This is a genomic window from Plantactinospora mayteni, assembly GCF_016862935.1.
Classification (GTDB): Bacteria; Actinomycetota; Actinomycetes; order Mycobacteriales; family Micromonosporaceae; genus Plantactinospora; species Plantactinospora mayteni.
Genome location: NZ_BONX01000018.1, coordinates 369,723 through 392,313, shown reverse-complemented (window position 1 = coordinate 392,313; position 22,591 = coordinate 369,723). Strand labels below are relative to the sequence as shown.

Annotated in this window: 17 protein-coding genes; 11 read left to right on the top strand and 6 right to left on the bottom strand. The window is 72.4% G+C overall.

All coding sequences use genetic code 11. The annotated features are described in order from the left end of the window. The coding region (locus tag Pma05_RS15305) for a hypothetical protein (protein WP_239312382.1) at positions 1 to 926 on the top strand (926 nt) is incomplete at its 5' end. A 91-nt stretch (positions 927 to 1,017) separates the two neighbouring features. Here Pma05_RS15305 and rsmI read toward each other — a convergent pair. Further along, on the bottom strand, positions 1,018 to 1,878 hold the full coding sequence (gene rsmI / locus Pma05_RS15300; RefSeq protein WP_239312380.1) for a 16S rRNA (cytidine(1402)-2'-O)-methyltransferase: 861 nt from the start codon (positions 1,876 to 1,878) through the stop codon (positions 1,018 to 1,020). A gap of 147 nt (positions 1,879 to 2,025) precedes the next feature. On the opposite strand from rsmI, the gene Pma05_RS15295 reads away from it, so the two are divergent. The 5 genes from Pma05_RS15295 (at position 2,026) to Pma05_RS15275 (ending at position 9,964) form a co-directional block, all read left to right on the top strand. Next, positions 2,026 to 3,666, top strand: coding sequence for a dolichyl-phosphate-mannose--protein mannosyltransferase (locus Pma05_RS15295; RefSeq protein WP_239312413.1), 1,641 nt, complete (start codon positions 2,026 to 2,028; stop codon positions 3,664 to 3,666). A gap of 727 nt (positions 3,667 to 4,393) precedes the next feature. Beyond that, complete coding sequence (locus Pma05_RS15290; RefSeq protein WP_203858039.1) at positions 4,394 to 5,923, top strand: outer membrane protein assembly factor BamB family protein; 1,530 nt, start codon at positions 4,394 to 4,396, stop codon at positions 5,921 to 5,923. Between the two features lie 189 nt (positions 5,924 to 6,112). Beyond that, positions 6,113 to 6,937, top strand: coding sequence for an SGNH/GDSL hydrolase family protein (locus Pma05_RS15285; RefSeq protein WP_203858038.1), 825 nt, complete (start codon positions 6,113 to 6,115; stop codon positions 6,935 to 6,937). Positions 6,938 to 7,418: 481 nt separating this feature from the next. Continuing rightward, positions 7,419 to 8,456 carry a hypothetical protein gene (locus tag Pma05_RS15280; RefSeq protein ID WP_203858037.1) on the top strand — a complete coding sequence of 346 codons (1,038 nt, stop codon included), beginning with the start codon at positions 7,419 to 7,421 and terminating at the stop codon, positions 8,454 to 8,456. Then, entirely contained in the window at positions 8,453 to 9,964 is a 1,512-nt protein-coding gene (locus Pma05_RS15275) for a hypothetical protein (RefSeq protein WP_203858036.1), read from the top strand. Before Pma05_RS15280 ends, Pma05_RS15275 begins: the two co-directional genes overlap by 4 nt. A gap of 56 nt (positions 9,965 to 10,020) precedes the next feature. On the opposite strand, the gene Pma05_RS15270 is transcribed toward Pma05_RS15275, so the two are convergent. From Pma05_RS15270 to Pma05_RS15250, 5 genes are all read right to left on the bottom strand, one after another. Beyond that, positions 10,021 to 11,457, bottom strand: a complete 1,437-nt coding sequence (locus tag Pma05_RS15270; RefSeq protein ID WP_203858035.1) for a hypothetical protein — start codon at positions 11,455 to 11,457, stop codon at positions 10,021 to 10,023. A gap of 1 nt (position 11,458) precedes the next feature. After that, positions 11,459 to 12,118, bottom strand: coding sequence for a SigE family RNA polymerase sigma factor (locus tag Pma05_RS15265; RefSeq protein WP_203858034.1), 660 nt, complete (start codon positions 12,116 to 12,118; stop codon positions 11,459 to 11,461). Between the two features lie 132 nt (positions 12,119 to 12,250). Then, positions 12,251 to 12,484: a DUF8847 domain-containing protein gene (locus Pma05_RS15260; protein ID WP_203858033.1), complete on the bottom strand. Its 234-nt coding sequence runs from the start codon at positions 12,482 to 12,484 to the stop codon at positions 12,251 to 12,253. Positions 12,485 to 12,998: 514 nt separating this feature from the next. Then, positions 12,999 to 13,364, bottom strand: coding sequence for a hypothetical protein (locus Pma05_RS15255; RefSeq protein WP_203858032.1), 366 nt, complete (start codon positions 13,362 to 13,364; stop codon positions 12,999 to 13,001). Between the two features lie 34 nt (positions 13,365 to 13,398). Further along, complete coding sequence (locus tag Pma05_RS15250; RefSeq protein ID WP_203858031.1) at positions 13,399 to 14,532, bottom strand: hypothetical protein; 1,134 nt, start codon at positions 14,530 to 14,532, stop codon at positions 13,399 to 13,401. A 612-nt stretch (positions 14,533 to 15,144) separates the two neighbouring features. On the opposite strand from Pma05_RS15250, the gene Pma05_RS15245 reads away from it, so the two are divergent. The 5 genes from Pma05_RS15245 to Pma05_RS15225 all read left to right on the top strand — a co-directional run bounded on the left by Pma05_RS15245 (position 15,145) and on the right by Pma05_RS15225 (position 22,498). Further along, positions 15,145 to 15,300, top strand: coding sequence for a hypothetical protein (locus Pma05_RS15245; RefSeq protein ID WP_203858030.1), 156 nt, complete (start codon positions 15,145 to 15,147; stop codon positions 15,298 to 15,300). 155 nt (positions 15,301 to 15,455) lie between these two features. Continuing rightward, positions 15,456 to 17,969 (top strand): DUF6624 domain-containing protein, encoded by a 2,514-nt coding sequence (locus Pma05_RS15240; protein ID WP_203858029.1) that lies wholly within the window; start codon positions 15,456 to 15,458, stop codon positions 17,967 to 17,969. Positions 17,970 to 17,985: 16 nt separating this feature from the next. Beyond that, complete coding sequence (locus tag Pma05_RS15235; RefSeq protein ID WP_203858028.1) at positions 17,986 to 19,281, top strand: hypothetical protein; 1,296 nt, start codon at positions 17,986 to 17,988, stop codon at positions 19,279 to 19,281. A 2-nt stretch (positions 19,282 to 19,283) separates the two neighbouring features. After that, the gene (locus tag Pma05_RS15230; protein WP_239312410.1) at positions 19,284 to 20,672 is read left to right on the top strand and encodes a JmjC domain-containing protein; all 1,389 of its coding nucleotides are present in this window, start codon (positions 19,284 to 19,286) and stop codon (positions 20,670 to 20,672) included. After that, entirely contained in the window at positions 20,669 to 22,498 is a 1,830-nt protein-coding gene (locus tag Pma05_RS15225) for an FAD/NAD(P)-binding protein (RefSeq protein WP_203858026.1), read from the top strand. Before Pma05_RS15230 ends, Pma05_RS15225 begins: the two co-directional genes overlap by 4 nt. Positions 22,499 to 22,591 lie beyond the last annotated feature (93 nt).

Here is a 22,591-nt window from a genome sequence, read left to right as displayed (position 1 = left end):
TCAGCGGCGCCGCCCCGGCCGCCGAGGCGGGGCCGGCGCCGCAGCAGCGGCCCGCTCCGGCGTACGAGCCGGCGCCGGCCGGACCGTTCCGGGGTGCCACGCCCGCGCTCGGCTCCGCCTGGCTCGGTGCCCCCGGCACGCTCGCCGGCCCCTCCGGCATCGAGCCGACCACCGGCGCCCCGCTCGCGATGCTGCCCCAGCGGGCGCCCCGGGCCACCGCGCCGGCCTGGAACCGGCCGACCGGATCGCTGCCGACCGCCGCACCCGGCTCGGACCCGGAGACGGCCGAGGAGGACGACTTCTGGCTGCCGATCGAGGAGGTCCACTGGGACGGCACGCCCGTGCAGCCGACCCCCCGGACCTGGTACGGCCGCCCGAAGGACCCGGCCGGGACCGCCGCCCGGCAGCGGGCGCCGCGACCGCCGAAGCCACAGCGGAACCCGGCGCTCGGGCTCGCCGGGGTGATCCTCTGCTCGCTGGTCGCCAGCTTCTTCGCCTGGGTCAGCGCCGAGCCGTTCTGGCTCGCCGCCGGCCACGGCGAGCGGGGTACGGCGACGGTGCAGACCTGCACCGGTCGAGGGCTCGGACAGCACTGCCGGGGCGAGTTCATCGCCGACGACGGCCAGTTGCGGGTGCCCGACGTCCGGCTGGTCGGGGTCGACGGGGCGCACCGGGAGTTCGGCAGCCGGCTCACGGCCCGGATGACCGGTACGGAGAGTGGGAAGGCGTACGTCGGGGCGGGCACCGGCCTGCTGCACCTGCGCTGGGTACTCGGCTTCGGGATGGTGCTGCTGTGCTGCGTGGGAGCCGGTTGGACCACCGGGGCGCTGCGGCTGGCCGAGCGGCGCAACCGGAACGCCGCGGCCCTGGTCAGCGTCGCCGGCCCGCTGCTGCTCACCGCCGGGTTCCTGGTCGCCGCCTTCTGACTCCCCGGGGCATCCGAAGGTCGTCGCGCTGGCCCCGAGGAGCGTCCGGCTATCGCGTGATCAGCTCGCCGTGCGCCCGGCTATCGCGTGATCAGCTCGCCGTCGGAGGGTGCACGGCGTTGTAGACGTCCCGGCGGCGCAGGCCGTACTCGGTGGCGACGGCGGTGATGGCGTCGCGTCGGGACGTACCCCCGGCCTCCAGGTCGGCGACCGCGGCCCGCAGCTCGGCGACGGCCGGGACCGGCGCGGGGACCGCCGGGGCGCCCGCTACCACCAGGGTGATCTCGCCGCGCGGCTCGCCGGCGGCGGCCCAGGTCGCCAGCTCGCCGAGCGGGCGGCGCAGCACCTCCTCGTAGGTCTTGGTCAGCTCCCGGCAGAGCGCCGCCGGCCGCTCCGGGCCGAACGCGGCGGCCAGGTCGGCGAGCGCGCCGGCCACCCGGTGCGGGGCCTCGAAGAAGACCAGCGTGCGTTCCTCGGCGGCGAGCGCCCGCAGCCGGGCCCGGCGCGGGCCGCCGGTGCGGGGCAGGAAGCCCTCGAAACAGAACCGGTCGGTGGGCAGGCCGGAGAGGGCGAGCGCGGTGGTGACGGCGCTCGGGCCGGGCGCCACGGTGACCGGTGCGCCCGCGTCGAGCGCGGCCCTGACCAGCCGGTAGCCGGGGTCGGAGACGCTCGGCATCCCGGCGTCGGTCACCAGCGCCACGAGCGCGCCGTCGAGGACGGCGTCGACCAGGTCCGGGGTACGCCGTTCCTCGTTGCCCTCGAAGTACGACACGATCTTGCCGGTGATGGTGACGTCCAGGTCGCGGGCCAGCCGGGTGAGTCGGCGGGTGTCCTCGGCGGCGACCACGTCGGCCGCGCCGAGGGCGTCCCGCAGCCGCGCCGAGGCGTCGCCGGGGTTTCCGAGCGGCGCCCCAAGCAGGATCAGCCGGCCGTTACCGGGCGAATTTCCCACCAACTGACTCCTTCATCGATACCTGTCATCGCACATAGCGAGCGTCGTGCCCCGTTTCACACCATGGCAGCCTACGATCACGGGGTGACTCTGGCGTCGACAGCGCAGACCGAGGGCCCGGGCGCCGCCGCGCCGCCGGCCGCTCCGGTGGTCGAGGTGACCTCCGCCACCCCGGCCGGGACAGCCACCACCGAGCGGCCCGAGCGCCCCTCGGGGGGCATACCAGCGATCATCAGACGCCGGCTGGCCCCGTTCGACGCCAAACTCGAACCGTGGTCCTGGCTGGCCACCGCCGTGGTGGTGCTGATCGCCGGCATCCTCCGCTTCGTCGGGCTGAGCAGCCCCAAGGGCAAGATCTTCGACGAGATCTACTACGCCACCGACGCGCACAACCTGCTGATGCGCGGCGTCGAATGGGACGAGAAGAACAACACCGCCGCGTACGTCGTACACCCGCCGCTCGGCAAGTGGATGATCGCGATCGGCGAGCAGATCTGGGGCTACAACGAGCTGGGTTGGCGGTTCTCCGCCGCGGCGATCGGCACGCTCTCCGTACTGCTGCTGATCCGGATCGCCCGCCGGATGTTCCAGTCGACCGTACTCGGCTGCACCGCCGGGCTGCTGATGGCGCTGGACGGCTTCCACCTGGTGCTCTCCCGCACCGCGCTGCTCGACATCTTCCTGATGTTCTTCGTGCTGGCCGCGTTCGGCGCCCTGGTGGTGGACCGGGACGTCCGGCGGAAGCGCTGGCTGCGGGCGGTCGAGTCCGGCCTCGACCCGAGCCAGCCGGGGCGGCGCAACCGGCCGCCGTTCCGGTGGTCCGACGGGGTGCCGTGGTGGCGGTTGCTCGCCGCCGTACTGCTCGGCTGTGCGTTCGGGGTGAAGTGGAGCGCGCTTTACTTCATACCGGTCTTCGCCCTGCTGGTGGTGCTCTGGGAGGTCGGCGCCCGCCGCTCCGCCGGAGTACGCCGGCCGTGGCGGGACACCTTCCTCGACGAGGGCCTCTGGCTGCTCGGCGCCGGGGTGCTGATCGCGCTCGTCTACCTCGCCACCTGGTCCGGCTGGTTCGCCAGCGACAACGGCTACTTCCGGAACTGGCGGGCCGACACCGGCCAGTCCAGCCCGCCGATCATCGGCAGCCTGCTCAACCTGTGGCACTACCACGAAGAGGCGCTCAGGTTCCACTCCGGCCTGGACGACAAGCACGTCTACCAGTCCTGGCCGTGGCAGTGGCTGCTGCTCGGCCGGCCGGTCGCGTTCCACTGGTCCCCCGATGGCGCCTGCGGGGCCGCGAGCTGCGCCTCCGAGATCCTGCTGCTCGGTACCCCGATCCTGTGGTGGTCGTTCCTGCCCGCGCTGGCCGCGCTCGCCTGGCTGGGCCTGGCCCGGCGGGACTGGCGGGCCCTGGCGATCCTGCTGCCGGTGGCGGCTGGCCTGCTGCCGTGGTTCTACTTCGCGCTGGACGGCCGGACGATGTTCTTCTTCTACGTCGCGCCGGTCGTACCGTTCCTGATCCTGGCCGTCACCTACGTGCTGGGCGCGATCACCGGCCCGGCGCCGGCACCGGTGGCGGCCTCGGCCGGTGCTGATCCGCCGGCCGAATCGGGTGCCGACGGCGGCCGGAGCGGGCCGACCAGCGACCGCCGCATGATCGGCGCGATCGTCGCCGGCACGTACGTGCTGCTGGTGGCGATCTGCTTCGCCTACTTCTATCCGATCTTCGTGGGACAGATCCTCCCGTACGCGGAGTGGTCGACCCGGATGTGGCTCGGCAACCGCTGGATCTGACCAGCGGAGCGGACGACCGGGGTCGGCCCGGGTGGCGTGCCCGACCCAGTGTGCCCGCCCAGGGCCGCACCGGGTCGGCCGGGTCCTCAGTGGCTCCACGGCGGCTCCACGGTGGACGTCGTCGCGGCTGACCTGCGCGATCACAACCCTGGGATGGCTGCGTGATCACAGCGCTGGGATGGCTGCGTGATCACAGCGCCGGTACGGCTGCGGCGGCCGGAAAGTGGTGGTGGGCGGGCAACGGGGCCCAGACAAAGGTGCGCGCCCCGATCGCCTGCCACGGGGGAAGCGGGCGATTGGGGCGCGCACCAAGGAGCTTAACCACCCCGGATCAGTGGCACAACGGGTGGTGTCAGGTCAGATTTCCGACCGACGCACCGCCGAGCACAACGGGCGTATGGGGCAGAGCCCTGGGACGGGCATTCAGACCGCCCGGTCAGCGCTCTCCGCCGGGTCGGCCGGGCGAGCGTCCGACCGGCCGTGGCCGACCGGCCGCCGGTCCGAGCCGATCGCCGGCCACCGCCGGGCGATCGCACGTACGCTGGGAATTCTTTGATCAATACGATCATCCGGTGATCAGCGAGCACGACCCGCGGCGCCTCGGGCTCCCCCGTTCACCGGATGCCGGCTCCACCGACCATCGGGGTGGAACCGCCGGAACGAGTCGACATTGAAATGACCGAATAGGGTGCTGTCGGAGGTTGCCCGCGATGGGCACACTGTTGCGGTGACCGGACGACCGCGTTCAGGATTCACCCCGCCTCCGACCAGGCTTTTCGTGGTCGGCCTGGTGGCCGTACTCGGCCTCACCTCGTGTGACGGGGGCGGCGACGACACTCCCGACGCCGCCCCGAGTTGGTCGGGCAGCGCCAGCCCGAACCCGGCCGGCGCGGGTGCCGCCGAGCCCGCCGCGTTCACCGGCTGGTCCGATCCGGCCCTGGTCGGCAAGCCGTACGGCGACAAGGTGACCGGCCTGCTCACCTTCCGCGGCAATCCGACCCGGACGTACTACGGCACCGGCCCGATGCCCCGGACGACTCCGGCCCGGAAGTGGCAGTTCCCGCGCAGCGGTGGCCTCTGCGGGGAGTCGACCGACGAGAAGGGCACCCGGGTCTGGTGCGGTACGGGCTGGACCGGCCAACCCGCCGTCTTCGAGCGGGACGGGCGGACCTGGGTGGTCTTCGGGGCATACGATCACAAGATCCATTTCCTGGACGCCGAGACCGGTGGGCGGATCCTGCCGGACTTCCCGACCGGCGACATCATCAAGGGCTCGGTCACCGTCGACCCGGACGGCTTCCCGCTGGTCTACTCCGGATCGCGGGACAACTACTACCGGGTGATCGCGATCGACCGGGGCAGGCCGACCGAGCTGTGGAAACTGTCGGCCCGGGCGGTCTCGCCGACGATGTGGAACGACGACTTCGACGGCGCCGGCCTGATCATCGACGACTACCTCTTCCTCGGCGGCGAGAACAGCCAGTTCCACATCGTCAAGCTCAACCGGAAGTACGCCGCCGACGGCAAGGTCACGGTCAAGCCGAAGCTGGTGTTCAACACCCCTGGCTGGGACGCGCAACTCCTCCGCGACGTGGACGACCGGATGGTCTCGATCGAGAACTCGGTGGCGATCTCCGGCAACGTGGTCTACTTCGCCAACTCCGGCGGGCTGGTGCAGGGCTGGGACATCAGCGGGCTGAAGCAGGGGCGCAAGCCGAAGCGGGTGTTCCGGTTCTGGACCGGTGACGACACCGACGCCTCGATCGCGATCGACGAGACCGGCGCGCTCTACGTCGGCTCCGAATACGAGCGCGGCACGGCGAGGTCGAAGCAGGTCGGGCAGATGATGAAGCTCGACCCGAAGCGCAAGGGCAACCCGAGCGTGTGGCACGTCGACGACCACGCCCGCAAGCCGGCCGGCATCTGGGGCAGTCCCGCCCTGCACCGGGACATCGCGATCTTCGACACCCAGGGCGGCGAGGTGCTCGGCGTCGACCGGGCCACCGGGGCCGTACGGTGGCGGTTCGAGCTGCCCGGTCCGACCTGGCAGTCACCGGTGGTGGTCGACGACGTACTGGTGATCGGGGACTGCAACGGCACGCTGCACGCGTACGACGTCGCCGACACCACGGCCGCGCCGAAGCCACTGTGGAAGATCAAGCTGGGCGGCTGCATCGAGTCGACCCCGGCGGTCTGGCGGGGCCGGATCTACGTCGGCACCCGGGCCGGCGCGTTCCACGCCATCGCGGCCCGCTGACCCGATCGGGGAAGTCCCCGCCGAGCCGCGCCGCCCGGGACGCGCCTCGACCCGTCGGGCGGCGGGAGATCCGACGGACGCGAGAACCAGGGGTGAACGCGAGGAAAGAAACCTACACAGGCACTTCCATGCAGCGCAGGAATCTGCCAACCTGGCATCTACATTTGACTATGTCAGGAGGCCACCCCCATGTCGCTGCCGCGTCGCCTGGTACCGCTGCTCGCCGCCATCACCGTCCCACTCGTCACCACGCTCACCGTCGGCCTGGCCGCCGCACCCGCGCACGCCGCGGCGACCACCTACACCGCGCTCGGCGACTCGTACGCCTCCGGCACCGGCACCCGGGAGTACTACCCGGACAGCGGCTCCTGCCAGCGTTCCCGGCACTCCTACCCGGTACTCGACGCCGCCCGGCTCGGCGCCACGCTCACCTTCCCGGCCTGCGCCGGAGCCACCACCTCCAGCGTGCTCAGCGGGCAGCTCGGCAGCCTCAACTCGGCCACCAACTACGTCACGGTGCAGGCCGGCGGCAACGACATCGGCTGGTCGTCGGTGATCGTGCAGTGCGCGCTGCCCTGGCCCACCACCTGCTGGTCGCAGATCGACAGCGCGGAGAACACCATCCGGAACACGCTGCCGGGCCGGCTCGACCAGCTCTACTCCCGGATCCGCAGCCTGGCCCCGAACGCCCGGGTCGCGGTGGTCGGATATCCGCGCCTCTTCAACGGCGAGGAGTGCAACATCATCGCCCGGATCTCCCCCGGTGAGCAGGCCGAACTCAACGCCGCGGCGAACCTGCTGGCGACCACCATCGCCGCCCGGGCCGCCGCACACGGGTTCGCCTTCGTGGACGCCCGGGGTCCGTTCACCGGGCACGCGGTCTGTGACGACGTGGAGTGGCTGAACGGTACGTCCAACCCGATCGGCGAGTCGTACCACCCGAACCGGGCCGGACACGTCGGGTACGCCGGCATCGTCGAGCCCGCACTCCGGGCCGCCGCCCGCAAGTCCTGACCGGTACGCCCACGGCCCCGCCCGTCATCCGTCCGGGCGGGGCCGACACGGGGCGAGCGGGGTGACACATATACACCGGCCCGGAAAATGCGACCGGCCACCTTTTCCGCTTTTCCTGACCTGATCGACGGAAATACGTTGGACAATTCGTCCGGCGCCCTGGCCGACCGGAGTCACTACGCCGACACTTCGGCATCCATCCCCTGGCCACATGCGACGATGACACCGGCTGACCCCCGGCCGGGCGCCCGAGACGTGCAATCTTCCGACCACTCCTGTCATGGCTGCCGCCCTGTTTCGTAGCAGGGCGGCCGGACCATTGGACCCTTTCGACTCCCCTTGTGGTCCGTCCTGGCCGCAGGTGGAAGTTAGCGGCGCAACACGCCGCACGGGTGGAAAGGGTTCGTTCGGCGCAACTTCGTCAGGCGCAACCGGTCAACCATCTGCCACGAGCATTGGTCAATCAGGGGGAACGGACCACATGACCGATCATCCGAAGGGCCTGCCGGTCTCCCGGCGGGACATCATCCGCATCTCCGGCGGCACCACGGCCGCCGTGGCGCTCGGCTCGCTCGGCGTACCCACGCTGGCTGGCACGGCGGCGGGCGCCGCACCGAACGGCGGCGGTCCGGCCGCCGACGGGGTGGGTTCGGCCTGGGCGAGTTCCGGGGCCGGCCACCGGCTCCGGTCCACCGGGGCCGACCTGCTGATCCGGGACGGCTCGCCGCACTGGTGGCTGAGCCCGGACATCTGGGCGGTACCCGGCACCGACCCCAACGGCGCCCCCGGTACGCCGGCCGCCGGTGACGTCGCCTACGTCTGGGCCCGGGTGCAGAACACCGGCCGGGACGACGCCATCGGCATCCAGGTGAAGTTCTACTGGGGCAACCCGTCGGTGCAGATGTTCTACAGCACCCTCAACCACATCGGCACGGCCTTCGCCGACGTCGCCGCCGGCGAAACCCAGGAGGTGCTCTGCCTGGTGCCGTGGAACGTGGTGACGGTGAACGACGGGCACGAATGCCTCGTCGCCGTCGCCAGCCTGCCCGGCGACCCGGCGCTGCCGGACGCCGTCGACCCGGTCGGCTATCCGAACGTGGCCCAGCGCAACCTGACGCTGGCCAGCGCCGAGAAGGCCGACTTCAAGCTCACCCTGACAGTCAGCGCGCCGAAGCGGGCGCCGAAGCAGATCCGGATCCGTGCCGAGGTCGGTGGCGAACTGTCCAAGGAGGCCCTGCACACGCTCGGGCTCGCCGAGCGGCGACCGGTCGGCAAGCCGGTGGTCGAGGTCGGGTTCTCGCTGAAGCCGATCACCGATCCGGGCGACGGGATCGGCGACCCGGAGCTGGTCGTGGAGGTACCGGCCGAGCGCAGCGTCCCGGTGTACCTGACCGTACGCGGCGGCGCCGGGTTGGGCGCCGGTGAATACCAGCTCGTGGAGGTACTCGAACAGGACGGCGACCGGCTGCTCGGCGGGATCTCGCTCGCCGTGGTCGCCGGGAAGGAGGCGGAGAAGTGAGCGCGACGCCGATGCTGGTGGGGACCCGACCGTTCGCCATCGAGCCGCTGACCAGCACCATGCTGCCGGACGGCATCTTCGACAACGCGCTCTACAAGCTCCGGATCGCCTGCCACTACACCAACACCTCCGGCGGCGACCTGACCAACGTCACCCTCTATCTGGAGAGCGTCGGCGACCCGGGGATCGTGGTGACCGGGCAGACGTACACGTTCCCGAGGATTCCGGCCGGGGCGTCGGTGCTGGTCTCCTGGGCGGCCGACTTCCAGCACGCCTCACCCGGCAAACCGCTGGTCAGCTTCGTGGCCCGGGCCGACGGGTACAGCTCGGCCCGGTCGATCCGGCAGATCTTCGTCTCACAGACCCGCTACGACCAGAACACCGACACCTACTCGGTGACGATTCCGGAGGGCCGGCTCGAACTTTCCAAGCCGACCGTCATCCCGCCGGCCAAGGGCGGCTGGTGGCCGGGCGAGAAGCCCGGCGACGACAAGGAACGGCCGCCGTGGACCGGGCCGTACGTGCCGACCGGGTGCACGATGGTCTGGGTGCCGAATCCGGCGTACCCGGGGACGCACGGCGAGATGCCGTTCGACGACCCCCTGTGGAAGATCCTCGGCTGGATCGTCTTCGCCATTGCCGCCCTGGTCGGGATCATCGCGGCGGCGGTCGGCGCCGGCACCTTCAACGTCGGGGTGAAGGGGAAGTTCGAGGAGACCGACCCCGGGCTCGGCGTCCAGTGCTGCACCCCCGCACCGGGTGACGGGCTCAAGGGCGGGGTCACCGTCGCCGGGGTGGCCGGGGGGATCGCCTCGGTCGCCCTGGTGGTGGGGTGCGCCGACGGCGCCGACCCGCACTGGCGGGGGCAGCAGGCCACCCCGCCCGCCCCGGGCGAGCTGACCACCGCCGAACGGGTCGACGTGCACTGGCGGCTGCTCGACGAACCGCACGCGGGGCGGGCGTACCGGACCGATGTCGAGTGGACGTACCAGCGGGTCACCACCGGGGCGACGTACCAGCACGGGGTGTCGGAGCAGCAGACCAACCTGCACGTCACCGAGGAGGTCAAGGTCGTCACCCCGGACACCGTCGCCTCGCCGGGACTGCTCTGGGCCCGCACCACCTTCATCCGCCCCGGCGGGGCTCCCTACAAGGGTCCGGAGCTGTACGCGTTCGCCCTGTTCCGGGCGCCGCAGGGGCTCTACTTCCTGGTACCGCTGACCGACGACGGAGTCGGCCACGACGACCGGGCCGGCGACGGCGAGTACACCGCCGGGCTGCTGCTTCGGGAGGCGCTGCCGGAGTTGGAGAAGGCCGGGCAGAAGCCGCAGGGCATCTGGAAGGTCTTCGTCTTCGCCCAGGACGTCAACCTGGTGCCGCCGGGTACCCCGGCCGAGATCGCCGCGCAGACCGTCGGCGGCGTCTACGTCGCCAGCGCCGTCCAGATCACCTTCGACCCCAACCAGCCCTGCCCGTTGGAGGCGCAGAGCAGCATCAAGGTCGTCTGACCTGATCAGGAGGCTGGTACGGCGGGAGCACACCGGGCTCCCGCCGTACCAGTGGGTTATTCGCAGGCCCAGCGGACGGCGGCGGTGGCGGAGTCGTCCGGGCCGACCGAGACGAGCCCGCCGACCACCCGGCCGTCGTCGCTGACGCTCACCGCCGCCGGTCCCTCCTTTCCGGGTACGGCCCCGGCCGGCAACGGCAGCACGAGTGGCCGCTCACCGGCCAGTACCGCCGGGGTCTCGACGCCGGACGCGTCCCGGACGAACCCGGCCACCCAGCCGTACCGGTTGATCGCCGTCACCCAGTCCAGCCCGGTCAGCGGGGTCGCCTCCCCGGTACGCAGGTTCCACCGGGTCGGTACGAACTTCGCCTCGCCACCGGACGGCGCGACCGACCAGCCGAGCACCCAGCCGCCCCGGATCGACAGGGTGGCGGTGGTGGCACCGTGCCGGGGCGGGGGCGCCAGGGTGCGCGCCGTACCGTCCGGAGCCCACACCGTCATCCGGGCCGCCCGGTCGGCCCCGGACCAGTCGTACTCGACAATGCCGCCGACCACGGTGCCGTCGTCGTCGATTCCGGTCGCGTTGGGCGACCCCATGCCGCTCGCCAGCCTGGTCGGGTTCTGCTCCGCGCCCGGCGCCCAGATCCGCGGGTCGCGCCCCGGCACGTTGAGGTAGCCGTCGGAGCGCCCGCCGCCCGGCGACGCGGCCGGCCCACCCGGCGTTCCGGCCCCGCCGGCCGGGGTCCCCGTGGGACCGCCCTTCGTGCCGGCCGGCACGCCCTGGTAGGCGAAGGTGTGGGTGCCGCCGAGGACGTCACCGCGTTCGTTGAGGTCCAGCACGCCGCCGAGGTGGTTCCCGTTCGGGTCGGTCAGGTCGACGTACCGGCCGTCCCGGTAGACCCAGGAGAGCTGCACGGCCGTGCCGTCCCGCACCGCGAGGCCGTCACCCGCGACCACCCCCTGCGAGTTGACCAGCAGCCGGGGCGGGTCGGTGGTCGGCGGTTCGAGCACCGTCATCACCCCCCGGTCCCAGCGCAACGTCCAGGTACGCGCCGTCCGGGCGTCCCGGGCCACCCCGACCAGGTAGCGCCCGGTCGGGTCGCCGTCGAGTACCTGGCTCTCGGTGGCGCCGTCGGGCAGCGGGAGCCGGTACGGCGTACACCTGGTCGGGACGGGTGGCGGGGTGGAGCCGTCGGTGTGCCGGTCGTCCGGGGTCGGATCACCCCGGTCCGGGCCGGGCTGGGCCGCCTGGCCGGTATCCGGGTCGGGGGCGGTGGGCTCGCCGTCGCGTACCGCTGCCAGCGTGACCGGGACCGCCACCAGGACGACGGCGGTCGTCGCGGCCAGCCCGCCGCCGGCCAGCAGCCGACGGCGGCGGACCCGGCGCCGGCCAGCCCGGAGCAGGCCGTCGACCTCCACGGTGGAGGGCTGGTGCGGGTCCCCGTCGAGCGGGCGCAACAGCTCACGGGCCGCGTCGTCGTCGAAGTCGTCCATCTCATCTCCTGTCCGTCGGGCGGGGGAAGCGGTCGGTGGTGGCCGGGGCGACACCGGTGGAGGTCGCCGAGCGGGACCAGCTCGGCGACGGCCAGGGTGCCGGCGCGGCCGGCGACGGCGGCCCGGCCCGGGCGCTCGGGTCCGGTGCCGGGCCGGCGGAGGTGCCCGGCCCCGACCGCTCGTCGAGCAGCCGCCGGAGCGTGGCCAGTCCGTGGAAGCTCTGGCTCTTCACCGTCCCGGGAGCGCAGCCCAGGGTCTCGGCCACCTCGGCGACGGAGAGGTCGCAGAGGAAGCGCAGCACCAGCACGGCGCGCTGCTTCCGGGGCAGCCGGTCGAGCGCGGCCCGCAGCACCGTCCGCTGCTCCACGTCCGGCCCGCTGCTCGGGAGCGGCTCGGGCGGCGACTCGGTGAGGCGTACCCGCCTCGACCACGGCCGCCGCTTCTCGCCCTGGAAGAACCGGACCAGGGTGGTCCGGACGTACCCGTCGAGGTGGGTGACGGTACGCACCCGGGGCCAGTGCACGTAGAGCGTGGTGAAGGTCTGCTGGACAAGATCGTCGGCCCGGTGCACGTCACCGCAGAGCAGGTACGCCAGCCGCCGCATCCTCGGCATCGCGGTGGTGACGAACTCGACGTACTCGTACTCCCAGTCCGGCTGCATCCGGTCGACCTCCCAGAGACGATTCCGGCACTGGGATGCTCGCCGGGCCGCACGTGGTTGTATCCGCGGTCGACAATTTTCCGGGACGGTCAACTTCCCGTCGTGCCGCCGGGCCTCTCTCGCCCGGCGACGCTATTCGGTCATGCCGACCGGGTCGGAGCGGACGAAGGCCATCGTCCAGCAGCCGTCGCCGTCCTGCTGGGGGCGCAGTTCGTAGAGGTGGTCCACGCCGGGGAGATCCGGTGGCCCCTCCGTACCGCTGCTCAGTATCCAGCGTCGTGGCGGACCGCCGCCGGGCCCGGCCGGCAACTCCCGGGCGGTACCGTCGGCCGGACCGCCCAGAAAGCGTACGGTGACCCACTCCACGGTTTCATGTTATGAGCGCGACGGACCGGACATGCCCCGGAACGACCAGCCGGCCCGCCCGATCTTGCGACCCGCCCCTACCCTGTCCGCATGTCCCGGAAGACCGGCAGCGTGCGCGATCAATAACGGCCGTCCCTCGTTCCGGAGCGCGGTGATCGTCTTCTGTCTCAGTGCGGCACCGCTGCTGCTCATCGCGGGCCTGACGATAGATCCGGCGCCGGAGCCGCTCGGGGTACTGCTGGACGGCACCGTGGTCGACCACGCGCCGGTCCGGCCCGGAGACGGCGACACCGCCGTGGTCGCGGTGCGGACGCCGGACGGCCCGATCAGCTGCGGCATCGAGCGGGTCCTCTTCCCCGACCGCCGGCTGCCGGTGGTCGGGGCGAGGATCACCGTCGACTACGCCGACGGCATGTGCAGCCCGGAGCCGGTGGACAACACCGGCCTGCGGGTAGGGCTCGTCCTGGTCGGCGGGACCGGTGTCGTCGGGGTGGGCACGTACTTCTGGCGCAGGTCAGGGCCGGGGCGACGGTTCGTCGTCCCGGCGGGTCTGCTCCCGTTCCTCCTGCTCGCGGTGGCTGATCTCGTCGATCTCCGCGAGGACCTTGTCGAGGTCGGGGCCGTTCTCGCCGAGCCGCTGGCATCCGTTGAGCAGTGTTTCGGCGTAGCCGGGGACCGACAGCAGGTCCCGGGGGCGGGCCAGTCCGTCCCGGAGCTGCTCGCCCATCTCACGCAGCATCGGGTCCTGGCTGTCGGCCATCATCCTGAACAACTCGTGCCGGCGTCGCTGCTCGTCGTGCAGCAGTTCGCCGTACGACGTCCTGGCGACCGCGTCCAGCAGTTGGTCGAGGGTGGCCGAGGGGTTCCGCTCCTCCGTCATGGCTCTCCTGTAGGTGTCATGGCTCACCTGTGGGTCAGGCCGGCAGCGCCGGCACGGCCGGCAGCGTGGGCAGCGGGAAGTTGCCGTCGAGGCGGCCGAACTGGTCACCGGAGGCCTTGAGGCTGGAGGTGAGCGCGTCGAGCTTGCCGACGAGCTGGATGATCTCCCGGCAGGCGCGGACCACCGTGTGCACCTCGCTGGCGAACCAGATGCCCAGGACCACCGCCACCGGCGCGCCGATGCCGGTGGACGCGGAACCGGTGGCCAGGCCGGCGGCCATCGCGCCGGTGATCGCGGCGTCCGCCGCCTCGGAGATCAGGCTGCCGATGGTGTCGCTGAAGTCGAACGCTCCCTCGGCCGCGCTCGAATACTCCTTGCCCATCTGGAGCATCGCCACGTGTGCGTCATTCAACGCCTTGTTGATGGTGTACATGGTGCTGACGGCCGCGTCGGCGGCGTTGCCGCTCCAGGCGTTCGGCGTGCACTGCCCCGCCCAGGTGAGGTTCGACGACAGGTCCAGCAGGCAGTGGGCGGTCCGTTCGAGGGCGTAGCCGACCTTCGCCATACCGGCCCAGTCCCCGCAGACCGGCTTGAGGACGCCTTCGTACAGGTCGTAGGCGCGGTCGGAGAGACCGAGCTGCCAGGCGGCCCAGGTCACCGCCCAGTAGGCATTGCGGATCATCCCGGCCGGGGACGCCATGTCGTGCCACTTCGGTTCGAACGCCATCCGCTGGTTGAAGTCCGGTGGCTCGGTGAGGTGCACGAACGGTTCGGTCACGTCGGCGAAGCTCTCCCGTACCCTGGTCGCGGTCGAGCCGGTCGGGATCGGGTCCACGGCGCGCCGGGCCGGACCGGGGTCGACGGCTGGTCTGGCGCCGTCCATCCGGTCCGCAGCCGCCTGGTCGCTGTTGGCGTAGTACCTCCGAGCGGCGGCGACGCCGGCCGAGAAGCCCGGCAGCGTCTCGTTGCCCACCTTGCCGAGGAAGGCACGGACATCACCGTTGATCTTCTCGTGCGTGTTGTTGAACGCGTTGATGATGCCCTGCCCACCCCAGACCATGTCGCCATGCTTCTCGAAGTACCCCCGGGCGAGCTGGGCATCCTCGACGTGCCGACCGGTAGCCTTCTCCAGCTCGTGCAGTCCGGCCGGATCGACGTATAGCGCCACCACACACTCCAGTGCAGAAGAATCCAGGTACGCGCCGCACTGTAGGCCGAAACCCTTTCAGGCTGCTTTCACCTTGCGTGCCCTCAACCTCAGATCATTTGGTGGTTGCCGGCGCGGTGCTCTGGGTATGGGCTGGGTATGGAGATCGCAGCGGTGACGGCTGCTTGCAACGAGTCGGCCCGGGATACGTCTTCGGCGGGCAGTGCCTCGGGAAGGGCGTCGGCCTCGTCCCACACCGTAACGGCACTACCAGCCGTCGCCAGGGCGCGGCCCAGAGCCACGCCTCGCGGGTTCCGCCCTATCACCGTCACCCCGGCGCCCGTTCGCTGGTTCATGAGGTCCTCCAGTAATGCTGGGCCGCGTGATCTCCGTGTGGCAAAAGCTAGACCTTGACATCTATGTGAGACCACGGTCGCGCCAGAGCCACACTTGGCGCTCCGGGGCAGCCGACGTTTCCGCTTCCGTCAGCGCCGTGTCTACACAGGAGGGCCTGGCCAAAGTCGGCTGTTAGTCGGATGAAAGCGAACTGAGAGTGCCCTTCCTACAAAATCGTCCTTAGTTCGTCGGGTCCAGGCTGATGTCACCCGGGCCCTCGAGGTGAGGAGAAGTGCCATGAAGAGTGCGGTCCGGAAGACCACGGCCACCAAGGCGGCCTCGGGCAGCGCGACCCGGCTCGGCGTGATCGTCAGCGGGCTGGAGAAGACGATCCCGACGCGGACGAAGGCCGACCCGACCTCCTGCGCGCCGGGCGCCATGTACTGCGGCTGACCCGGGGACTTCACAGCGACGGGCAGGGGATTTCGGCGTCGACGCGCCGGGGTCCGCTGCCCGTCCGATGGTGATGGCGCCGTCCCGCCGGTTCGAGTCGGGGCCGGCGGGACGGCGCCGACGTTCAGCTGCCCGAGAACGAAGGGGGTCACCAGGTGCGGAGCGTACTGTGGGAGGCGTCGCCGACCGCCGCCGTGACGACGTCCCCGGCGACCGGCTCCGCCGACACCGACGCCCTGCCGCCGGTGACCCGGGAAGTGCTCCACGCGGTACGGGCCGGCACCGGAGGCGGCCTGTTCCCGCCCGTGGCCGCGCCGTCCCCGGACGGGGCATCCTTGACGGCGACCCGTCGGCTTGCCGGCGAGGCGGATGCGTCCTGGTTGGCGGCCGTGCTGGTGGAGCCTCGGTTCGGTCCGCTGCTGGCGCTGCTGCAACGGCTCGACCGGTGGTGTCGGCGTACCGCTCCGGACTACCGAGAGGTGTTGCACCCGGAACTGCTCACCGTCACCAACGCGGACCTGTTCGGCCCCGTGGTCGCCGAGATGTTCGTTGCCTGCGCCGCCGGGCGGCTGACCCACACCCGCCGCCTCGTCGCCGAGGAGGCCGCCAGCTACGTCGCGTTCCTGGCCGCCTTCCTGCGACGGCTGCGCCGGGACATCGGTGCCGGCTGGCCGGACCGGCCGGAGTTCCGTGGCCCGGTGGTGGGACTCCAGGCGCAGGGCGAGGAGACACACAACGGCCGGCAACGGGTCCTCCGGGTACGGCTGCGCGGCGGCGGGGCGGTGGCGTACAAGCCCCGCCCGGCAAACGGTGAGCTGGTCTTCCTGGCTCAGGGGAACCCCGGCCGAAACGGCTCGGTGTTCGAGTTGCTGAACCGGTTGCCCGCGGTTTCCGGCCCGGTGCGGCTGCCGGTGCTGCGGTGTTGGCGTGGCCGTGGCCGGGACCGGCGGGCCTACCTCTGGCAGGAGTGGATCGACCACCCGGCCCAGTGGGGGATCCTGCGCCGTTCCGGCCGCCGCCGCCTGTCCGGCACCCGGCTCCCGCCTCGCCAGGCCGGGGACTTCTGGCATCGGGCGGGTTCCCTGGCCGCGGCCTGTTTCGCCTTCGGCCTCGCCGACCTGTTCGAGCAGAACCTGCTCGCCGGCGCCCGGCCGGAGGATCCGACCCCGATGCTCTACCCGGTGGACCTGGAGGTCTACCTCTTCCCGGTGCGCCGGCTCTCCGAGACCGGTCTGGTGATGGACCCGGTCAACGGCGGGCACCATCACGTCGGCATCGAGCGCGAGGCACGCTGGTGCACGATCGCCGGTTCGCTGGAGTACCTCAAAGCCGGTCACCGGGGCGGGTACCAGCTCTGCCGAGCGGACCGGTCCTGGACCCGGCGGGAGGCCCGGTCGGTGGTGGCGGACAGCCGTGGCGGGATCGGCTACGGACCATACCTGGCGGAGTTCCTGCGCGGCATGTTCGATCTCTGGACGCTGGCCTGCACGCACCGGGCCCGGATCGCCCGGCTCATCGAGCGGCGCTGCCGGGGCAACTTCGTCCGGGTACTGGCCCGGCCGACCGTGGACTACCTCGACGCGATCCGCCGACGCCGATACTCGGGCGGTGGCGCGGCGCCCCGGGCCGACGACCCTGCGATCCGATACGGTACCGGCGAGCTGGCGCAGCTACGCGCGCTCGATGTGCCGTACTTCATCCGCCCCGCCGCCGGTGGCCCGCTGCGCCGACTCGCCCCGCCGGAGCACGGGTTCCGTACCCTGCCGGCCGGCACCCGGCTCGGCCCGGACCGCCGGGCCTCGCCGTCCGCCACGGTGCGGGCCGGCGCCGACCTCGACCTGGTCGGCCTGGGCGTCGCGCTGCGGGACGCCATCGAGTACGTCCTTCCCGACCTGCCCGGGTCCACGCTGACGGATCCGCGGCGGGGCGTCGAGGTACGGCTGACCGACGCGCAGCGCGGCGAGGTCAGCTTCGACTGGCCGGAGCAGGGGCACCGGATCACCTTCGTCTGGACCGCCGACGTGGTACGGCTCCGCCTCGATCCGTTGCCGGCCACCTCGGCGGCGACGAACGGGTCGACCGGGCCGGCCACGGCGAGCGGGTCGAACGCACCCGAGGCGGCGGAGCCGGACGTGCCGGACTGGGTGGACATCCGTCGGCAGCTACTCCGGGTCCACCGGATCGACAAGGCGCTCCGGTCCCGGCTGGTGTACGGTGCCGCGGACCCGGCACTGGGCGAACAGCTCCGGACCCTGACCGACGCGGCCTCGGCCTGGCTGCACGACGTGGTGCGCCAACACGGATGGCCGACGTGCACGCTGGTCGGCCCGACGGCATCCGAGGCGGCCTGCCGGCTCGTCCAGCACGCGCGGATCCCGAACACGCAGCATCGGCACTGTCTACGGCTGGTGCGGGTCGCCGCCCGGCGGGGCGAGGTGCCGTGGCGGCAGGTGGCGTACCTGACGGACGCGCTGCGGATCCGCCAGGGCCGTGCGCAACTGTTCGGCACGAAGTTCGTCGCGCGGGGTGGTGTGCTGGTGCCGTATCCGATCGAGCGTCCGGAGTTGGTGGACGAACGTCGCCGGCAGATGCGGCTGGAGCCGCTGGCTCGCTACACGCACCGGCTGCGGAACCGCTATCCGCTGGAGCCGACCACCACTATCCGCTGAGGACGACGGAGGCACCGTGCGAGTGAGGAGTGTGACCGAGTCGCCGACCGCCCGGGCGTCGACCGGCAGGAGTCTGGCCCAGCCATCCGGCGCCCGCTCGTCGACCACCCGGTCCGAGGCATCGCCCGTCGACGGAGCACCGGTCGACGGCTGGACCGGGTTTGCCGAGCGGTGGTGGAACGTCGCCCCGACGGTCGGACCGGCGACACCGCCGCTGGCCGTTTCCGACGCGTACCGGATGATCGCCGAGGCGAGCGCACCGTTCCGTGCCGGTACCCGGTTCCATGTCCTGCCCGACGTGCGATTCGGCACCGCCGCGGGCCGGATCCGCGCGCCTGGTGACCTGCTGCCCGGTGCGGCCGACCCGGACCCGGACAGTTACCGGGAGCGGGTCGGCGCCGAACTGGCCGGACAGGGTTGGCTGCTCGCCGTGGAGCAGCCGCTGTTCGGGAACTTCGCCGACTGGCTTCGGGTCCGGGACAGCATCGACCGACTCTGGCGACGGGTGGGGTTTCCGGTCGTACCGGTCGGGGCCGAGTTGGTCTTCGGGACCGGGATGACCCGTATCGACGGGCTGACCCGGGACTCCCGGCACGCGGTGCTGGCCTGGGTACTCCGCGGCCGGCTGGAGGTCCGGGTCGACGGTGCGGTGCGGTGCCGGGCCGGGGCGGGCGAGCTGGCGTACTGGCCGGCCGGGCTCCGCTACACCGAAACCTTCGCCGACGACTGCCTGGCCCTGCTGCTCCGGGTGCCCAGCGACTCCCGACTGGCGGTCGGAGCGGTACACGACACCGCCGTCGAGCTGGCCGGCGACGGTCCGGCCGCTGACGACGTGGTGCCGTACCTGCCGGTGCCGCCGTCGGAGGGACCCGGCCCGGTGCCGATGGCGGACCCGCTGGCCCGGGCCGCCACCGCGATAGCGGGGCTGAGCGCCGCCGCCGACCTGACCCGCACGTTGCGGGTCCGCTGGGCGGCCCGGGTCAGCGCGGGCGCCCTGGAGCCCGTGCCGCCGCCGCGCGAGCCGGTCCAGCTCTCCGCCGGAACCCGGGTACGGCGTGTCGCCGAGGTGGTCCGGATCCGTGCGGCCCGGTCCGGCTGGATCTGGGCCGTGCACGGGCACGCGTTCGCGGTACGCGGCGCCGCCTGGGCGCTGCTGCGCCGACTTCCGCTCGGCACCCCGGTCCGGGTCGCCGACGTGTGTGGCTCGGCCGGGGACAGTGCGCCGGATCCGGGCGGGCTGGCCCTGCTGACCACCCTGTACCGGCTGCGGGCCATCGAGGTGCTGGCCGGACCGGCGGGAGAGAAGTCGTGAGGATGCCCGATCTGGCGGTGGTCGACGGCGACCTGGACTGGGACACCTTCGTCGCGTCCTACTGGGATCGCCGGCCGGTGCTCTACCGGGCGGTGTCGAACCCACCGTTCGAGGAGGCGGCGACCTTCTGGACCGCGGTGCTGGCGGCCGAGCCGTCCCGCGGCGGGCCGGCGCTCACCCCGAACGCGCAGTTCACCGTCGAGCGGTTCCAGCGGGTCGAGGCGGGGGACCAGTTGCCGGCGGGCGACGACGGGTCGTTCGACGGCTACCAGGAGCGGCTGGCCGACCTGCTCGGTGGACGCCGGTACGCGTTGGTGATGAACTGCTTCCACGCCTTCGACTACGGGCTGTGGAGCCGACAGCGGTTGTTCTTCGCACCGCTCTGGCAGCGGGTCGGGCTGCCGTACGTCAGCGCGATCACCACGATGTTCCACGGCACGTACGAGCACAGCCCCGTAGGCGTGCACCGGGACCGGTACGGGACGTTCATGTTCGGCCTGCGGGGCCGCAAACGGATGCGGTTCTGGACTGGCCGGCCGTGGTCCGAGCCGGTGACGACGGTGCTGGACTACGCCCCCTACCGCTCGGAGTCCTTCGCCGTCGAGATCGGCCCCGGCGACCTGCTGTACTGGCCGGCGAGCTATTACCACGTCGGCGAGAGCGCCGGTACGGAGCCGGCGACCAGCGTCAACGTGGGAATTCCCCGGGAGGCGTCGGGCGTGCTGGCGGCGCCGGAGCTTTTCGCCGACGTCGATCCGGTCCGGATCGGCGACCCGACCGCCGGCCTCGGCCAGCTCGACCCGGTGCCGGCCGCGCTGTACGCCCCGGGGCCGGATCCGGACGGACGGCTGCCGGACGCGTTGCCGGCCAGTCTCCAGCAGGCGACCGTCCAGCTTCGCGGCTTCGCCCGCGACGGTGAACTGCGGGATCGGACGACCGCACTGTCGCTGCGGTTCTGGACCGCCGGGGGATTCCGGCCGGTGCCACCGCCGGCCCCGGCACGCCGGCTCGACGACGCCACACCGGTGCGCACCGTGCCACAGACTCCGCTGCTCTGGTCGGCGGCCGAGACCGGGACAATGCTCGCGGCGAACGGGCAGGTCCTACGCACTGCCGTCCGGCCGGCCGGGGTGCGGCGACTGCTGGCATCGCTGGCCGGCGGTCGGGTGGTGCGGGTCGGTGCCCTCCTCGACACCGTCGTCGGTGGCCCGGGCTCGGGAGCCGCCCGTTCGGGTGCCACCGGTTCGGACCGTACCGCACCGCTGCCGGCCACCCGGGATGGCGTACGCGAGCTGCTGGCCCTGCTGGTCGGCTGCCGGGGGCTGGTGTCCGTACCGAACGGGGGACGCGGGGCGGCGTCCAAACCGGACGGTACCCCGGAGGACCGGTGACCGGGGCGCCGGTGACCGTGGCGGTGGTCGGTGCCGGGCCACGGGCGGTCGGCCTGGTGGAGCGGCTCGGCGCGAGCCGGCCGGAACTGCTGGGGGATCGGCCACTCGACGTACACCTGGTCGACCCGTATCCGGTCGGATCGGGTCGGGTGTGGCGCACCGACCAGTCGGCGCTGCTGACCTCGAACACCGCGGCCGGCAACGTCACGATGTTCACCGACCAGAGTGCGACCTGCGCCGGCCCGGTCCGGTCGGGTCCGACGCTGGCCCGGTGGGCCGGCATCGAGGCGGAGGATTTCGCCACCCGGGCGACGCAGGGCCGCTACCTGAGCTGGGTGTGGGAGCGGGCGGTGGCGCAGCTCGGCCCCGCCGCCCGGGTCCGCGTCCACCCGACGCGAGCCCGGGCGCTGTCCGGCGACCGCCGGGGGCGGCAGCGGCTCTACCTGGACGGCCGCACCGAACCGCTGCTCGCCGACGTCGTGGTGCTCGCCGTCGGGCATCTCGACGCGGAACTCGATCCCGAGCAGGTCCGGCTGCGCGACTTCGCCGCCCGGTACGACCTGACCTACCTGCCACCGGGCAATCCGGCCGACGCCGATCTCGCCCTGCTCGCACCCGGTGAACCGGTATTGACCCGCGGGTTGGGCCTGACCTTCGTGGACCTGATGGTGCTGGTCACCGAAGGGCGGGGTGGCGAGTATCGCCGGGACGACGGTGGCGTGCTGCGGTACCGGCCGTCCGGCCGGGAGCCGCGGCTGATGGTCGGGTCGCGTCGTGGCGTACCGCACCTGGCGAAGTTCGGCTACCGGTTGGCCGGCGAACCGCCGACGTTGCCCCGGTTCTTCGAGGCCGGGGCGCTGCCGGACGCGGAGCGCCCGCTCGACTTCCGGACCGAGGTGTGGCCGGCGATGGCGAAGGAGTTGGGCTGGGGCTACTACCACGAGCTGTTCACCGCGCATCCGGACCGCACCGCCCTGCCGTTCGCCGAGTTCACCGACCGGTACGCGGCACTGGACTGGTACTCCGCCGAGCGCGTCGAGCTGGTCCGCCGGGCCGTACCGGACCGGGGCGATGTGTTGGATCTGGCCCGGCTGGACCGGCCACTCCGCCGGGTCCGCGCACGATCGCTGACCGAACTCCAGCCGTACCTGCACCGCTGGTTGGACCGGTCCGCCCGCCGACGCGGCGACCCCGCCCGCAGCAGCGACCTCGGCGCGCTGCTCGCCGCGATGTCGGTCTGGGGTGAACTGGACCGCCTCGCCTCGGCCGGCCGGCTCTCCGTCGAATCGGTACGGACCGGGGTGCACGGTTGGTGGCCCGGCCTTCTCGGCCACCTCGCCACCGGACCTCCCGCATACCGGCTGGAGCAACTCCGGGCGGCTGCCGACGCCGGCGTGGTGTCGTTCCTCGGCGAGCGGATGTGGGTGTCGCCGGACGACCGTCGGCGGTCGTACCGGGCGGGCAGTGCCACGACCCCGGAAACCGTCGAGGCGCGTGCCCTGGTGGAGGCACGCCTGCCGACGGCCGCGCCGGACCGGTTCGCCGATCCGTTGCTGCACGCCCTGCAGGACGCCGGTGACATCGTGCCGGCGGTCGTGGACTGCGGCGGGGTACCGGTGCCCACCGGACGGCTCCGGGTCGATCCGGCCGACTCCCGGATCGTCGACCGAACCGGGGCCACCCACCCGCGCCGGTTCGCGCTCGGTCCGTACACCGACGGCCGGCACGCGATGGCGTTCGCGCCACCGGCGGTCGACGCCCCGACCTTCCGGCACAACGACGCGGCAGCCCGGGCGATCCTGGACGAACTGCGCCGGTCGTCTTGACCACGGTGAAGAAGGTGGCCAAGCCTCGGCGACTGCCCACACGACCAGAGGCCCCGCGGGGCGCCAGCGCCGCGCGGTTCAGGTCGACAAAGG

What these genes read in the sequence shown, in the direction of transcription:
- Pma05_RS15265 (WP_203858034.1), bottom strand. Translation starts at nt 12,118, where the DNA reads ATGCAGCCGGACTGGGAGTACGAGTACGTCGAGTTCGTCACCACCGCG.
- Pma05_RS15255 (WP_203858032.1), bottom strand. Translation starts at nt 13,364, where the DNA reads ATGACGGAGGAGCGGAACCCCTCGGCCACCCTCGACCAACTGCTGGAC.
- Pma05_RS15270 (WP_203858035.1), bottom strand. Translation starts at nt 11,457, where the DNA reads ATGGACGACTTCGACGACGACGCGGCCCGTGAGCTGTTGCGCCCGCTC.
- Pma05_RS15280 (WP_203858037.1), top strand. Translation starts at nt 7,419, where the DNA reads ATGACCGATCATCCGAAGGGCCTGCCGGTCTCCCGGCGGGACATCATC.
- Pma05_RS15285 (WP_203858038.1), top strand. Translation starts at nt 6,113, where the DNA reads ATGTCGCTGCCGCGTCGCCTGGTACCGCTGCTCGCCGCCATCACCGTC.
- Pma05_RS15230 (WP_239312410.1), top strand. Translation starts at nt 19,284, where the DNA reads ATGCCCGATCTGGCGGTGGTCGACGGCGACCTGGACTGGGACACCTTC.
- Pma05_RS15245 (WP_203858030.1), top strand. Translation starts at nt 15,145, where the DNA reads ATGAAGAGTGCGGTCCGGAAGACCACGGCCACCAAGGCGGCCTCGGGC.